This is a genomic window from Conexibacter sp. W3-3-2 (genome assembly GCF_009707605.1).
Taxonomy (GTDB): Bacteria; Actinomycetota; Thermoleophilia; order Solirubrobacterales; family Solirubrobacteraceae; genus Paraconexibacter; species Paraconexibacter algicola.
Window position 1 is genome coordinate 4,692,915 of sequence record NZ_WLYW01000001.1, and the last position, 14,287, is coordinate 4,707,201.

At 74.3% G+C, this 14,287-nt stretch carries 15 protein-coding genes and 1 pseudogene; 11 read left to right on the forward strand and 5 right to left on the reverse strand.

All coding sequences use genetic code 11. The features are described 5' to 3' along the window. The first annotated feature begins 32 nt into the window (after positions 1 to 32). Positions 33 to 1,232 (forward strand): murein hydrolase activator EnvC, encoded by a 1,200-nt coding sequence (locus GKE82_RS22510; RefSeq protein WP_107570176.1) that lies wholly within the window; start codon positions 33 to 35, stop codon positions 1,230 to 1,232. 34 nt (positions 1,233 to 1,266) lie between these two features. Continuing rightward, on the forward strand, positions 1,267 to 2,064 hold the full coding sequence (locus tag GKE82_RS22515) for a prolipoprotein diacylglyceryl transferase (RefSeq protein WP_154734828.1): 798 nt from the start codon (positions 1,267 to 1,269) through the stop codon (positions 2,062 to 2,064). Between the two features lie 624 nt (positions 2,065 to 2,688). Here GKE82_RS22515 and GKE82_RS22520 read toward each other — a convergent pair. Next, entirely contained in the window at positions 2,689 to 3,456 is a 768-nt protein-coding gene (locus GKE82_RS22520) for a S9 family peptidase (RefSeq protein WP_196189381.1), read from the reverse strand. A gap of 36 nt (positions 3,457 to 3,492) precedes the next feature. Between GKE82_RS22520 and lysA the strand changes: the two genes are divergently transcribed. The 3 genes and pseudogenes from lysA to thrC all read left to right on the forward strand — a co-directional run. After that, on the forward strand, positions 3,493 to 4,764 hold the full coding sequence (lysA, locus tag GKE82_RS22525) for a diaminopimelate decarboxylase (protein WP_154734830.1): 1,272 nt from the start codon (positions 3,493 to 3,495) through the stop codon (positions 4,762 to 4,764). Then, complete coding sequence (locus tag GKE82_RS22530) at positions 4,754 to 5,983, forward strand: homoserine dehydrogenase (protein WP_309233770.1); 1,230 nt, start codon at positions 4,754 to 4,756, stop codon at positions 5,981 to 5,983. The genes lysA and GKE82_RS22530 overlap by 11 nt, the downstream gene beginning before the upstream one ends. Next, a pseudogene (gene thrC / locus GKE82_RS31020) lies at positions 5,980 to 6,903 on the forward strand (threonine synthase); the annotation flags it as partial. The gene GKE82_RS22530 and the pseudogene thrC, both read left to right, overlap by 4 nt. Positions 6,904 to 7,054: 151 nt before the next feature. On the opposite strand, the gene GKE82_RS22540 reads toward thrC, so the two are convergent. Continuing rightward, a complete protein-coding gene (locus tag GKE82_RS22540; protein ID WP_107570169.1) occupies positions 7,055 to 7,336 on the reverse strand; it encodes a DUF427 domain-containing protein in 282 nt (93 codons plus the stop codon). Positions 7,337 to 7,389: 53 nt separating this feature from the next. Between GKE82_RS22540 and thrB the strand changes: the two genes are divergently transcribed. Genes thrB through GKE82_RS22555 form a run of 3 tightly spaced genes read left to right on the forward strand, consistent with a single transcriptional unit; the run spans position 7,390 to position 10,160 of the window. Then, positions 7,390 to 8,241 (forward strand): homoserine kinase, encoded by an 852-nt coding sequence (gene thrB / locus GKE82_RS22545; protein ID WP_154734831.1) that lies wholly within the window; start codon positions 7,390 to 7,392, stop codon positions 8,239 to 8,241. 55 nt (positions 8,242 to 8,296) lie between these two features. Beyond that, positions 8,297 to 8,731 (forward strand): hypothetical protein, encoded by a 435-nt coding sequence (locus tag GKE82_RS22550; protein ID WP_154734832.1) that lies wholly within the window; start codon positions 8,297 to 8,299, stop codon positions 8,729 to 8,731. Between the two features lie 16 nt (positions 8,732 to 8,747). Next, the gene (locus tag GKE82_RS22555; RefSeq protein ID WP_154734833.1) at positions 8,748 to 10,160 is read left to right on the forward strand and encodes an RNA polymerase sigma factor; all 1,413 of its coding nucleotides are present in this window, start codon (positions 8,748 to 8,750) and stop codon (positions 10,158 to 10,160) included. A 3-nt stretch (positions 10,161 to 10,163) separates the two neighbouring features. Here GKE82_RS22555 and GKE82_RS22560 read toward each other — a convergent pair whose 3' ends face one another. From GKE82_RS22560 to GKE82_RS22570, 3 genes are read right to left on the reverse strand one after another with little or no spacing between them, the layout of a single operon-like run. Continuing rightward, a complete protein-coding gene (locus GKE82_RS22560; RefSeq protein WP_107570165.1) occupies positions 10,164 to 10,994 on the reverse strand; it encodes a ParA family protein in 831 nt (276 codons plus the stop codon). A gap of 22 nt (positions 10,995 to 11,016) precedes the next feature. Next, the gene (locus GKE82_RS22565; protein ID WP_309233772.1) at positions 11,017 to 11,877 is read right to left on the reverse strand and encodes a PhzF family phenazine biosynthesis isomerase; all 861 of its coding nucleotides are present in this window, start codon (positions 11,875 to 11,877) and stop codon (positions 11,017 to 11,019) included. Between the two features lie 59 nt (positions 11,878 to 11,936). Next, a complete protein-coding gene (locus tag GKE82_RS22570; RefSeq protein WP_196189382.1) occupies positions 11,937 to 12,506 on the reverse strand; it encodes an FHA domain-containing protein in 570 nt (189 codons plus the stop codon). 255 nt (positions 12,507 to 12,761) lie between these two features. Here GKE82_RS22570 and GKE82_RS27395 point away from each other — a divergent pair, with 255 nt between their 5' ends. The 3 genes from GKE82_RS27395 (at position 12,762) to GKE82_RS22580 (ending at position 14,227) form a co-directional block, all read left to right on the forward strand. Then, the gene (locus tag GKE82_RS27395; RefSeq protein ID WP_107570162.1) at positions 12,762 to 13,025 is read left to right on the forward strand and encodes a hypothetical protein; all 264 of its coding nucleotides are present in this window, start codon (positions 12,762 to 12,764) and stop codon (positions 13,023 to 13,025) included. 64 nt (positions 13,026 to 13,089) lie between these two features. Further along, a complete protein-coding gene (locus tag GKE82_RS27400) occupies positions 13,090 to 13,614 on the forward strand; it encodes an SRPBCC family protein (protein WP_158276888.1) in 525 nt (174 codons plus the stop codon). Between the two features lie 55 nt (positions 13,615 to 13,669). Further along, entirely contained in the window at positions 13,670 to 14,227 is a 558-nt protein-coding gene (locus GKE82_RS22580; RefSeq protein ID WP_154734836.1) for a hypothetical protein, read from the forward strand. Positions 14,228 to 14,287 lie beyond the last annotated feature (60 nt).

Sequence of the window (14,287 nt, forward strand, 5' to 3'; positions counted from 1 at the left end):
GCTCCGCCGGACCGTTGCTAGCGTGAACCGCCGTGCGTCTGCGCCTGCTGCTCGTCTCCGTCCTCCTGCCGCTCCTGCTGTGGGCGGCCCTGCCCGTGCTCTCCAGCGGCGAGGAGCCGACCGCGCGCAGCGCCCAGGCGATCCAGAAAAAGATCGAGGTCACCCGCGGCAAGATCGGCAAGCGCAAGGGCACCGAGCGGGTCCTGTCGCGCGACATCACGCAGTACACGCAGCGGATCGAGAGCCTGCAGGACCGCATCGACCGCTACAACCGTCGGCAGGCCGTCGTCCAGAGCGACCTCGACACGCAGCGCGCCGCGCTCACCCGCATCCAGGCCGACCTGCGCTCCGAGCGCCGTCGCCTCGTGCGCCTCAAGGCGCGCCTGGCCGAGGCGCGCGTCGTGCTCTCCAACCGGCTCGCCGAGCTCTACAAGGCCGACACGCCCGACCTCGTCACCGTCGTGCTGAACGCCGACGGCTTCGCCGACCTCGTCGAGCGCGGCGACTTCCTCGAGCGCATCCACGAGCAGGACCGCACGATCGTCACGCTCGTCAAGAACGCCAAGAAGGACGCCACCAGCACCGCCGCGCGCCTGGACCGGCTCGAGGGCCGGCAGGCGAAGGTCACCAGCCGCATCCAGCAGCGCCGCGACGAGATCGCCCAGATCAAGCAGGCGATCATCGACACGCGCGTCGGCAAGGAGCGCACCCGCGCCGGCAAGCAGGCCGCGCTGACCAAGGTCCGCGTCGAGCGCAAGGACCTCGAGGGGCACCTCGAGGGCCTCGAGAAGGAGCAGGCGAAGATCGAGCGCGCGCTGCGCGGCCCGGCCGCCACGACGCCCCCCGCGGGCGGCTTCAAGGGCAGCGGCGGCCCGCTGTCGATGCCGACCAACGGCACCTTCACCAGCCCGTTCGGCATGCGCTGGGGCCGCCTGCACGCCGGCATCGACATCGCCGCCCCCGTCGGCACCCCGATCTACGCCGCCGACAGCGGCAAGGTCGTGCTCATGGGCCCGACCGGCGGCTACGGCAACTACACCTGCGTGCAGCACACCGCGTCGATGTCGACGTGCTACGCGCACCAGTCCGCGTTCAAGACCTCGGTCGGCGCCAACGTGCGGCGCGGGCAGGTCATCGGCCTCGTCGGCAACACCGGCAACTCGACCGGCCCGCACCTCCACTTCGAGGTCCGGATCAACGGGTCCCCGGTCAACCCGATGGGCTACCTCTAGCCCTCGCCGCCGGTCCGCGTAGTCTTCGGGGCCGATGCAGCCCGAGATCGATCTCCTCGGCCTCCCGCTGAAGACCTTCGGGCTGATGTTCGCCCTCGGGTTCCTGGCGGCCGGCGCCGTTCTGTCCCGCCGCCTCAAGGAGACGGGGCAGCCGGTCGACTGGGCCTACGAGCTGATCTTCGTGGCGCTCGCGGGCGGCCTGATCGGGTCGCGGCTGGCATGGGTGTTCCAGAACTGGGACGAGGCCTCCGACGACCTCGTCGACGCGCTCTTCGGCGGCTCCGGCCTCGTCTGGTACGGCGGCGCGATCGGCGGCGCGCTGTTCGTCTGCGCGTGGGCGTGGCGACGCGGCGTCCTGAACCTGTCGCTGCTGGACCTCTGCGCCCCGGCGCTCGCGCTCGGCTACGCGATCGGCCGGATCGGCTGCCAGATCTCCGGGGACGGCGACTACGGGCAGCCGACCGACCTGCCCTGGGGGATGCCCTACCCGGACGGCACCGTGCCGACGACCGACGACGTGCATCCGACGCCGATCTACGAGACCGTCGCGATGGGGTTGCTGGCCTGGGCCCTGTGGACGCTGCGCGATCGCGTGCGGCCCGGCGCGATCTTCGCGCTCTACCTGCTGTTCGGCGGTCTCGAGCGGTTCCTCGTCGAGTTCATCCGGCGCAACGACAGCGTGCTGCTGGGCCTGACGACCGCGCAGGTCGAGAGCTTCGTGATGATGGTCGCGGGACTCGTCTGGATCGTCGTGCTGCTGCGCGGCGGCGGCCTGCGCGCCGCGGGCGGTGGGGCGGCCTCCGGAGCCCGACCGAGGCCGGCGACGACCTGATGACCGGCGGGCGGCGGTCACCACGGTGGTGGCGCGGGCGGGTGCTCGTGGCCGGAGCCGGGTCGACGGTCGCCCTGATCGCCGCCGTCGCCGCCGTCGGCCTGTTCGGGACCGCCATGGTCGCGTTCGACTCCTGGCCCGCGGCCGACGGCGAGCGCGACCCGGCAGCGCTGCCGCTCGCCCCCGGGCCCACGACCCCGACGGCGACGACCGCCGTGGCCCGCCCGGCCCCGACCGCGCCCGGCCGCGCCCCCGTCGACGCGCGGCCCCGGACGACGTCCGACCGGGCGGCGACGCCGGACCGCCGGGACGCGAGCGCCGCCCCGTCCGCGCCCGCCGCCGCACCCGTGACCGCCGGACCGCGGCCGACCCCCGACCGCCCGACGCGGGGGCCGGCCCGCAGCGCCCGCCCGCGACCCCGGCGGCGGAGCCGACCCCCGCGATCGGCCCGGTCCTCGGTGGCGCCGGTGTCCAGGCGGGCGGCGTCCTCGCCGACACGACCCGCGCGGCCGGCGCCGCGCTCGGCACCGCGCTCGGCGGCCGGCCCGGCGACGCGACGACCGAGACCTCCGACCGTGCCGCGCGCACGGTCGAGCGGGCGGCCGACGCGGTCGCCCAGGCGCTTCAGCGGCTGCCCTGAGCGCCGTCGGCGACGGCCCGGAACCGCCGCGCCACGAACCGCAGTGCGACGCCCTGCAGCTCCGCGTCGTGCTGGATCGACCGGTGGTGCCCGCCCGGGACGGCGATCAGGCGGCTCCCCGGCGCCCGCGCGTGCAGCTCCCGGGAGTGCTCGACGGGCACGGTCTCGTCGCCCTCGGCATGCAGCAGCAGCAGCCGCTCCCCGAGATCGCCGGCCGCGACGTACGGGTCGTGCTCCGCGAGCAGCTGCAGCAGCGGCTCCTCGTCGGCGGCGAAGGCGAACCGTCCCTCCTGCAGCCCGCGGCGCAGCCCGTCCGACGACGCCGGGCAGATCGCGACCACCGCGTCGGCCCGCGCCCCCGCCGCCGCGGTCAGCGCGAACCAGCCGCCCATGCTCGACCCGCGCAGCGCCAGCGGCAGCGGGGCGGGCGCGGCCGGACACCGCTCGGCCACACGGGCGCGGAGGTGCTGCGCCAGCGCGACCACGTCCTCGACCGCGCGGCCGTCCATGGGCCCGTCGCTCTCGCCGTGCCCGCGCAGGTCCACGCACAGCGCCGCGACGCCGACCTCGCGGCACGCGCGCGCGAAGTCCTGGTGGGACTCCTTCGTCGATCCCGCCCCGTGGAGCACGAGCACCGCGCCCGCCGGGACGCGCGGCTCCGCGGGCAGGAACAGCGTGTAGGCGAGCCCGCGGTGCCGCCCGCGTTCCTGCGGCTCGTCGACCGTCACGATGCGTGTCCCGGGGCGTGGCATCCGGGAAGCGTCGCAGGCTGGCATGATCCGCCGCCCATGGCCGCGGCACAGCAGCTCTCGCACGTCTGGCCCCTCGGCACCACGGTCGACGAGCGCGGTCACCTGATTCTCGGTGGCTGCGACGCCGTGGAGCTGGCCCGCGAGCACGGCACCCCCGCCTACGTCGTCGTCGTCGAGGACGTCCGGGCGCGGGCACGCGCGTTCGTCCAGGCGTTCGCCGCGCGCTGCGACGACTTCGAGGTGACGTTCGCGTCCAAGGCGTTCCCGTGCACCGCCGTCTACCGGCTGCTCGCCGGCGAGGGCATCGGCTGCGACGTCGCCGGGGGCGGCGAGCTCGCGCTCGCGCTGCGCGGCGGGTTCGAGCCCGCGCGGATCACGCTCCACGGCAACGCCAAGAGCGAGGGCGAGCTGCGGTTCGCCCGCGAGGCGGGCGTCGGCACCGTCGTCCTGGACTCCCTGCACGACCTCGAGCGGCTCGAGCGCGTCGTCGCCGCCGACGGCCGCGGCCCGCAGACCGTCCTCGTGCGCGTCACCCCCGACGTGCGCGGCGAGACGCACGCCGGCATCTCGACCGGCCAGGCCGACTCGAAGTTCGGGCTCGGCCTCGCCGCGGCCGCCGACGCGATCGCCCGCGCGCAGGCCAGCCCGCACCTGCAGCTCGACGGGCTGCACCTGCACATCGGCTCGCAGCTGCTCGAGCTCGCGCCGTTCCGGGAGGCGGTCCGCGCGATCGCCGGCCTCGGCGACTTCCGCACCTACAACCTCGGCGGCGGCCTCGGCGTCGCGTACACCGCCGACCAGCGGCCCCCGTCGATCGAGGACTACGTCGAGGCGAAGGTCTCCGCGGTCCGCGAGCTGCTCGGTCCCGGCCGGCGGATCGTCGACGAGCCCGGCCGCGCGCTCGTCGCCAACGCCGGCGTGACGCTCTACACCGTCGAGACGATCAAGCAGAACGTCTCCACCTGGGTCGGCGTCGACGGCGGCATGTCCGACAACCTGCGGCCGATGCTCTACGGCGCCCGCTACGAGGCGGTCCTCGCCGACCGCGCCGCCGCCGAGCCGCAGGCCACCGTGAAGCTCACCGGCAAGCACTGCGAGAGCAGCGACGTCATCGTCGACGGCGCGGCGCTGCCCACCCCGCAGGTGGGGGACGTCGTCGCCACCCCGGTGACCGGGGCCTACGGGCACGCCATGGCCAACAACTACAACGGCGCGCTGCGCCCGCCGATCGTGTTCGTCGAGCGTGGCGAGGCCACCGTCGTCGTCCGCCGCGAGACCTACGAGGACCTCTACGCCCGTGACTGCTGAGCCCTTCAAGATCGGCCTGCTCGGCCACGGCACCGTCGGTGCCGCGTTCGCCGAGCTGCTGCCCGAGCGCGCCGACCAGATCGCCGCGACCACCGGCCTGCGCCCCGAGATCGCCGGGGTGCTCACGACCTCCCGCGGGACCTTCGAGGAGATCCTCGCCGACAGCGACCTCGTCGTCGAGCTGATCGGCGGCCTCGAGCCCGCGCGCGGCTACGTGCTCGCGGCGATGGCGGCGGGCAAGCACGTCGTGACCGCCAACAAGCAGCTGCTCGCCCACCACGGCGAGGAGCTGTGGGCCGCCGCGCGCGAGCACGGCGTGCAGCTGCGCTTCGAGGCCGCGGTCGCCGGTGTCGTGCCGGTCATCCGGGTGCTGCAGGAGTCGCTGGCCGCCGCCCACGTCGACCGCGTGCACGGCATCGTCAACGGCACCACGAACTTCATCCTCACGCAGATGGCGAGCACCGGCGCCTCGTACGCCGACGCGCTCGCCGAGGCGCAGCGCCTGGGCTACGCGGAGGCCGACCCGTCCGACGACGTCAACGGCAAGGACGCGGCGGCGAAGATGGCGATCATCGCGCGGCTGGCGTTCGACACCCCCGTGCACCTCGACGACGTCCGCTACGAGGGCATCGAGCAGATCACGCAGGAGGACATCGCCTACGCGCGCGACCTCGGGCTGTCGCTGAAGCTCATCGGGACCGCCGAGCGCGTGGGGGAGGGCATCTCGGTGCGCGTCCACCCCGCGTTCCTGTACGCGGGCCATCCGCTCGCCTCGATCAACGGCTCGTTCAACGCCGTCACCGTCGAGTCGCCTGCGATCACCGAGATCACGATGTCCGGGCCGGGCGCCGGAGGGCCGCAGACCGCCAGCGCGGTGCTCGGCGACGTCATCAGCGCGATGATCCCGCCCGCCTCGACGCCGGAGACGACCCAGCAGCTGCCGGTCGTCGCCGACGCCGAGTCCGCGTTCTACCTGCACCTCGAGGTCGAGGACCGGCCCGGCGTGCTCGCGCAGATCGCGCAGCTGCTCGGCCTGCAGGGCGCGTCGATCAAGAGCGTCGTGCAGCAGGGCACCGGCTCCGGCGCGCGGCTCGTGATGGTCGTGCACCCGATGCTCGAGTCCAAGTTCTTCGCCGCGGTGGACCTCATCTCGCGGCTCGACTTCCTGCGCGGAACGCCCCGAGCGATCCGCGTCCTCGACGAGGAGTTCGCCGCGTGAGCACCACGTACCCGTCCGGTCCGCCCTGCGCCCAGCGCGGCGGCCACGGCCACCCCGGCCTCATCCACCGCTTCCTCGACCGCCTCCCGTTCGAGGCCGACGACCCGATCGTCACGCTCCAGGAGGGCTCCACGCCGCTCGTGCTCGCCGAGCGCGTCAGCGAGATCGTCGGCGCCGAGGTCTACCTGAAGATCGAGGGCGCGAACCCCACCGGCTCGTTCAAGGACCGCGGCATGTGCTGCGCGGTCACGCAGGCCAAGAAGGAGGGCGCGAAGGCCGTCATCTGCGCCTCCACCGGCAACACGGCCGCGAGCGCCGCGGCCTACGCGTCGCGCGCGGGCCTCAAGCCCGCCGTGATCGTGCCCGAGGGGAAGATCGCGACCGGCAAGCTCGCCCAGGCGCTCATGCACGGCGCGCGCGTGATCGCGCTGCGCGGCAACTTCGACGTCGCGCTGCAGCTCGTGCGCGAGCTCGTCGCCGAGCACCCCATCGCGCTCGTCAACTCGGTCAACCCGTACCGGATCGAGGGGCAGAAGACCGCGGCCTTCGAGCTCGTCGAGGAGCTCGGCTCGCTCGACGCGCTGTGCATCCCGGTCGGCAACGCGGGCAACATCACCGCCTACTGGAAGGGTTTCCAGGAGGCCGGGCACAGCCCGATGATGTTCGGCTTCCAGGCCGCCGGGGCGGCGCCGCTGGTCAACGGCGCCCCGGTCGAGAAGCCCGAGACCGTCGCCAGCGCGATCCGGATCGGCAACCCCGCCCGCTGGGAGGAGGCGATGACCGCGATGACGACCTCCAACGGGCGCATCGCCGCGGTGACCGACGAGCAGATCCTCGACGCGTACCGCTTCCTCGCCGCCAACGAGGGCGTCTTCTGCGAGCCGGCCAGCGCCGCCTCCGTCGCGGGCCTGATGGTCCACGGGGCCGGAGACGCCGGCCGGGTCGCCTGCGTGCTCACCGGGCACGGCCTGAAGGACCCGCAGACCGCGCTGGAGCAGGCCGGGGGGTCGTGCCCTGCGAGCCCGAGCTCGCGGCGGTCGAGTCCGCCGTCCTGGGGTAGCGCTCAGGCGCTCAGGCGCTCACCTCCACGCCCTTCCAGAACGCGACGCGGCCCTCGATCTCCTTGGCCGCGTCCTTCGGCGTCGGGTAGTACCAGGCGGCGTCCGCGTTGGTCTTCCCGTCGACGACGACGTTCAGGTAGCTCGCCGTGCCCTTCCACGGGCAGACGCTCGTGGTGTCGGACTCGGTGAACAGCCCATCCGCGAGCGCGGCCCGCGGGAAGTAGTGGTTGTTCTCGACGACGACGGTGTCGTCGCTCTCGGCGATCACGGCGCCGTTCCAGGTGGCCTTCATCGATCGAGGGTACGGAGGACGGGAACCCGGCGGATCGCGTAGCGTGGCGCGCCATGCAGCGTCGCCGCGTCGTCCGCGTCCCCGCCAGCAGCGCCAACCTCGGTCCGGGGTTCGACACCTTCGCGGCCGCGCTCGCGCTCCACGTCGAGGTGGAGGTCCTGGAGACCGGCCGCTTCGCGGTCGAGACCGACCTGCAGATCGCCCGCGACCGGCGCAACCTCGTCGTGCGCGGCTTCGAGCGGCTCGCCCCGCCGGAAGCCTTCACCTTCCGGATCCGGTCGGAGATCCCGCTCTCCGGCGGCCTGGGCTCGAGCGCCGCCGCGTACCTGGCGGGCCTGATGGCCGCGGACCACCTGTTCGAGCTCGACGCCGACCTGCTCGCCCTGGCCACCGAGCTGGAGGGCCATCCCGACAACGTCGCCGCCGCGCTGCTGGGCGGCTTCGTCATCTGCGCCGACGACGAGGCGACCCGGTTCGACCCGCCGACCGGGCTGGAGGCGGTGCTCGTCGTCCCTGAGACGGCGGTCCGCACGAAGGAGGCGCGCGCCGCGCTGCCGGCCGAGGTGCCGATGGGGGAGGCGGTCTTCAACGTCGCCCACGGCGCGCTGCTCACGCTCGGCCTCGCCCGCGGCGACTGGGACCTCGTCGCCCGGGGGCTGGCCGACCGGCTGCACCAGGACCGCCGCGCCCCGCTGTTCCCGCGCTCGGCCGAGCTGCTCGGTCGCGCCCGTGAGCTGGGCGCGCTCGGGGCGACGATCTCCGGGGCCGGACCGACCGTGCTGTTCTGGAGCCACTACGAGCAGACCGGGCGCCTGTTCGAGACGCTGCGCGCCGAGACGGCGGGCTGGGCCGAGGTGCTGCGGGTGCCGTTCGAGGTGCAGGGCGCCCGCGTCAGCGAGCTTTGACGCGCCAACCGTGAGGTGTGCCGTTGCCCCCGTGGCGACGGCCCGTCCCAGGGGCATGACCACCACCAAGATCCGCTCCACCCTCACCACCATCGCGCTCACCGCCGCCGTCGCCCCGGGCGTCGCGGCCGCCGCCCAGGCCGGTGCCGCCCAGGCGCCCGAGGTCGGCAAGCAGCAGACGATCGCGGCCGGCAAGGCCTCCCCGATCGACATCCTCGGGACGTCCGTCAAGAAGGGCACGACCCTGAAGAAGAACCAGAAGATCGTCTTCCGCACCGTCGAGGTCCAGCCGGGGGACACCGCCCGCTTCACGCTGAGCTGCGGGGCGGGCTACGTCCACCGCGGCCTCGCGCCGAGCGAGGGCGGCCCGATCTTCAACCTCGCCCAGAAGCGCAGCGACTACGTCGGCACGCGCGTGGTGAAGCTCCGCGCCGACGGCAAGGCCGGCCGGGACACGCGCGGCACCATGTACGCGCTGTGCAGCCGGTAGGAGCGGCTGACGACGCATGTCCCGACGCGGTGACACGGAGCTCGTCCGCCGGCTGCAGGCCGGCGACGGCTCCGCGTTCGCCGAGCTCGACCGCCGCCACCGCCGGGCGCTCGTCGCGTACGCCCGGCGGCTGCTGCGCTCCGAGCACGACGCCGAGGACGTCGTCCAGGACGCGCTCGTCAAGGCGCACGCGGTCCTGGCCGACCCGTCACGCCCGGCGGTCCGCGAGATCAAGCCGTGGCTGTACACGCTGGTCCGCAACGGCGCGATCGACGAGACGCGGCGGGCCCGGTACGGCGAAGCCGAGCTCCCGGCCGAGACCACCGACCGCGGCGGCGGTGATCCCGCGATGATCCTCACCCGCAAGGAGACCGTCCGGCGGCTGGTGGAGGACATCGCCGCGCTGCCCGACCAGCAGCGCACCGCGCTGCTGCTGCGCGAGCTCGACGGCCGTGACGCGGCCGCCGTCGGCGAGGAGCTCGGCGTCAGCCCCGCGGCGGCGCAGATGCTCGTCGCCCGGGCCCGCGGGGCACTCGTCCGCGCGCGCGAGGCGCGGGACGCCGACTGCCACGACGTGCGCGAGCAGCTGATGCTCGCCCACGAGCGCGGCACCCGACCCGCCGAGCACGCGCTGCGTCACACGCGCGGCTGCCCGGGCTGCACCGGGTACCGCCGCGACCTGCGGCGCGTCGACCGGCGCCTGCGCGCGCTCACCCCGCCGCTGTGGATCCTCCCCGCCGCCCTCGCCGCGAAGCTCGGCGGCGGGGGCGGCGGCAAGGTCGCGGCCGGGGCCGCCGCCGCGACGCTCGTCGTCGCGGGCGCCGGGATCGTGGTCCTCGACCGCGACGTCGTCCGCGAGGGCGAGGCCACGCCGCTGCGCATCCTCGGGGCCGGCGCGGCGACCGGCCAGCGGATCTCCCTCGGCGAGCGGCTCCCGGCCGGGGTCGCCGTGACCTACGCGAAGGTGCAGCTGCCCGCCGGACCGGTCGAGCGCCCGGGCGAGCGCGTCGTGCGGCTCGGCTGTCCGGGACGCATGCGCGCCGTCGGCCTCGCCGTGCCCGACCGCGAGCTGCCGGTCCGCTACCGCTTCGCCCCCGCGATCGACGGCCGCAGCCGCGGCGTCACGGTGACCTTCGCCGACACCGTCCTGGACGAGGCGCTGCGGACCCGCATCGGCGTCGTCTGCAAGCAGCCCGACGCCCTGGGCTCGACGATCGCCGACCCGCGTCGCGCCGGTCCGGGCGAGGAGGCCGGTCGGCTCTGCGAGCGCCAGACGGTGCTGCGCAGCCCCGGCCGCGAGTTCATCGGCAACGTCGTCGCGGGCGACCGCGTCGTGGTGCTGCGCCGCAGTGCCAGCGGCGCCTGGACGCAGATCGAGACCGAGTTCCGGCTGACCGGCTGGGTGCGGACCGCCGCGCTCTGCCCGTGACCCTCAGGCCGGGTCGGGCAGCAGCGCCTTGAGCCGGCGGCGCTGCGCCGGACGGCCGAGCCGGGCGAGCAGCTCGTCGGTCAGGTGCAGGTAGTCGGCGCCGAGGTCGGGGCGGTGGTCGAGGATCGAGGTCGCGCGCTCCGCGGAGTTCGCGTAGGCGATCGACGACCGGATCGTCGTGTCGAAGAGCTTGTCGCCGACGTGCTCCTTGAGCGAGTCGAACGCCTCGCGCGAGTGCACGGTCCGCATGTCGGCGATGTTGAAGAACACGCCGAGCCACTCGAGATCCGGGTTCAGGCCGTCGCGCGCGAGCTCGATCACCTCGAGCGCCTGCTCGACGCCCTGCAGGGCGAAGTACTGCGCCTCCGAGCTCAGCAGTGCGTAGTCGGCCGCGACGAGGGCGTTCACGGTCAGGAGACCCAGTGCGGGCGGGCAGTCGATCAGCACGACGTCGTGGTCCTCGTCGACCGTCTTGAGCGCCTTGCGGAGCGTCAGCTCACGCCCCATCTTGCCCGCGAGCAGGAGCTCGCTCTCGGCCAGCGACAGGTTCGCGGGGATGACGTGGATCGGCGGGACCGGCGGGTCGGCGGGCTCCCCGTGGTCGGGTGCCGGGTGCACGGCGGCGGGCGCCTTCGCGCGACCGGCGAGCACGTCGCCGATCGTCGGCGTCGCGTCCGGGGGCACGTCGAGGTAGTCGGAGAGGTTGCCCTGCGGGTCGAGATCGACCGCCAGGACCCGCAGGCCGGTGCGCCGGAGGACGTCGGCGATGGTGCGGACCGCCGTCGTCTTCCCGGTACCGCCCTTCTGGGAGAGGATCGCGATCTTCTGGGCCACGGGCGGACCCTATCGCGCCCGGTCAGCCGATCGGCACGGCGGTCCCGGTGACGTCGATGCCCGACCCCCGTTCGGCGGGGACGTCCACGACCAGCAGGCTCGGACGGCCGAGGTCGACGCCCTGGTGCAGCGTGAGCCGCGCCGGGACCGCCACGAGCTCCTCCTCCCGCAGGTAGCCGCCGAGCGCCGCGGCCGCCGCCCCCGTGGCGGGGTCCTCGTGGATGCCGCCGGTCGGGAACGGGTTGCGCACGTCGAACACGAGCCCGTCGGGCCGGCGGCGGTGCACGAGCGCGACGGTCACGAGCCCGAGCTCCTCCAGGAACGCGCGCAGCCGCGGCACGTCGTAGTCCAGCGCCGCCAGGCGCGCCCGCGTGAGCGCCGCGAGCACGAGGTGGCGGGCGCCGGCGTCGGCGATGCGCGGCGGCAGGCGCGGGTCGAGGTCCGTCGGGTCCCACCGCAGCGCCGCCAGCGCCTCGTGCAGCTGCGAGCGGGAGACGAGGTCCACGCGCGGGGGCACGCTCGTCAGCGTCGCGCTCGGCGGCGCGCCTGCGGCGCCCGGCGTCGTGCGCACGACCACGCGGCCCGCGACGGTGTCGAGGTCGAGGCGTCCCGGCCCGTGGCGCTCGGCGTGGGCGACCGCGGTCGCGATCGTCGCGTGCCCGCAGAACGGCACCTCGATCGACACCGAGCCGCCCGAGAAGTATCGAACGCGCAGGGCGCCGTCCTCGCCGGGCACCACGAACGCGGTCTCGGGGTGGCCGAGGTCGGTGGCGATCATGCGCATCGCGGCCTCGTCGAGGCCCCGCGCGTCGAGGACCACGCCGGCCGGGTTGCCTCCCGTTGGCGTGGTCGTGAACGCGGCGTAGCGCAGGATCTCGGTCACCGGGCGAGTCTAGGACCGCCCGGGGACCGGCGGGCGCCACTGCGGGCGCCCGAGCCCGGTCAGGCGCTGCCGGCGCTCGCCGCGGCCGCGCCCGACGCCGCGTGCACGGCGGTGTCGACGAACATCAGCCGGTGGCGGCCGACGACGAGCTCGTCGCCGTGGCGCAGGACGCGCCACTCGACCCGCTCGCCGTTGACGAACACGCCGTTCATGCTGCGGTCGTCGACCACCCGCACGCCCTCGTCCTGGCGGACCAGCAGCGCGTGGCGCCGCGAGACGGTCGGGTCGTCGAAGCGCACGTCGGCGGTCAGGCTGCGCCCGATCTTCACGTGCTCGGCGTCGAGGGTCACCACGCGCACGTCGTCGCCGTCGCGGAACGCCAGGTAGGTCCCGGGGGTGGGGGCGTGCTCGACGGCCGCCGCGACGAGCAGCTCACGCTCGCGCTGGTCGTCGCCGCCGGCGTCCTGCCGCAGCCGTTCGCCGAAGAGCGACGTCCGCGACACCTGGGTGCTGCCGCACTCGGGGCAGGCGGGGACGTCGGCGGAACGGGCCAGCGGGCCCACCGCGCCGCACTTCTCGCACCGGAACGTGCCGTCACCGGCGATCGTGCCTGTCGTGAATGACTCCATTGCGACTCCTCGGACGGGACTGGGGACGGGGCGCTTCTTCGGAGACCGCTCCACCGAGTGCGGTGTCGCGAGCGTAGGCGCCCAACCTTCTGGGGCCCTAAAGCCGCCTGCTTTGCGGTGCATCCGCTTGTGCGAACGCCCCGGTCGGCCGGCCCCCTCGTCCTTCCCGGGGCGGCGCCCGTCGAACCATCCGCGACCTGCGGGCGGATCCGTGCAGGGGAAGGGGACGACCGTCCCGGCGGCGAACCCCACGGCATGTTCCGACCGCTGCTGGGCCTCTCCGAACGGGATCTCGAGCGGCAGCTGCTGCGCAACAGCGTGGGGCGGCTGCGGGCCGACCGCCACGCCTGCGCGGACTGCGGCCGCACGCCGCTCGTCGGCGAGCACGTCCACCTCTACGGGAGCCGTACCGTGTGCCAGCTGTGCCGGCCGCACCGCCGCGCCGAGCCGGAGAGCACGGTCGTCGTGCACCACAGCGAGCGCGGCCAGGCCGTGCGCCTGCGCGCCCGCGCGCTGTAGCGCCGGGGCGTCCGGGTGCCCGCCGCGCGGCGGGCCGGGGGACGGGCGCACTAGACTGCCCGGCGTGGATCCCGTCAGCACCAGCACCGTCGTCTCGCGGCCGATCGAGGAGGTCTACGAGTACCTCCTGGACATCGCCAACCACCAGGAGTTCACCGACCACTACCTCGTGGACTGGCACCTGACGCGCGAGGACTCCTACGGCGTCGGGGCGGGCGCGCGCTTCAAGATCAAGATGCGCGGCAACCGGTTCCCGTGGATGGACGTCACGATCGCCGAGGCGGTCCGGCCGCACCGGATCGTCGAGGTCGGGCGCACGGGCAAGTTCAACCGCATCCGCACGGTCGGGGTGTACGAGCTGACGCCCGGTCCCGGCGGCTCCACCCGGGTCACGTTCACGTCGGAGACCGAGCCGAAGCTGCTGACGGACAAGTTCCTGGAGTCGCTCGGCGTGCGTGGCATGGTGAAGCGCAAGAACGCCAAGGCGCTGCGGCGGCTGCAGTCGATCCTCGAGGACGGCCGCGACCGCGGTCAGCGCACGACGATCAGCGGCGGGGCGCGCAAGCCCGCCTCGAACTTCCGCCTCTAGGCGCGACGGGCCACCGGGCGCCGATCCGCGCGGACCTTCATTAGACTCACGCGCCGTGACTCGTCGACTTTCCGCACTGGCGGCCGCCGCCACCCTGAGCCTCTCCTTCGCCGCCTGCGGCAGCGACAAGAAGGGCGAGACGTCCGAGGGCGAGACCGAGGGCATCCAGGTCACCGTCGGTGACCTGCAGTACCAGGTGCAGATGTCCCGCGTGCTCAACCCGTCCGAGGTCGAGGACAAGGGCCTGCTCCAGGGCGTGCCGATCGCGAAGCAGACGCTCCCCGAGGGCGCCGAGTGGTTCGCGGTCTTCGTCCAGGCCCGCAACAACCGGGACGAGCCGCACGCCTCGGCCGAGAAGTTCGTCATCGAGGACACCCTCGGTGCGGAGTTCGAGCCGATCGAGGTCGACAACCCGATCGCCTACAAGCCCGAGGTCGTGCCCGCCGACGGCATCCTGCCGCCCCCGGACTCGGTCGCCTCGTCGTTCAACACGAACGGCTCGATGCTGCTCTTCCAGATCACCCGCGCGGCGCTGGAGAACCGGCCGCTCGCCTTCGTGATCGAGGATCCCGAGGATCCGGCCAAGCACGCCGAGGTCGACCTCGACATCTGATCGTCGCGCGGACCGCGCGCGTCGCGGTCCCGCACGCGCCGCCCTCCCGGCGGCGCACCC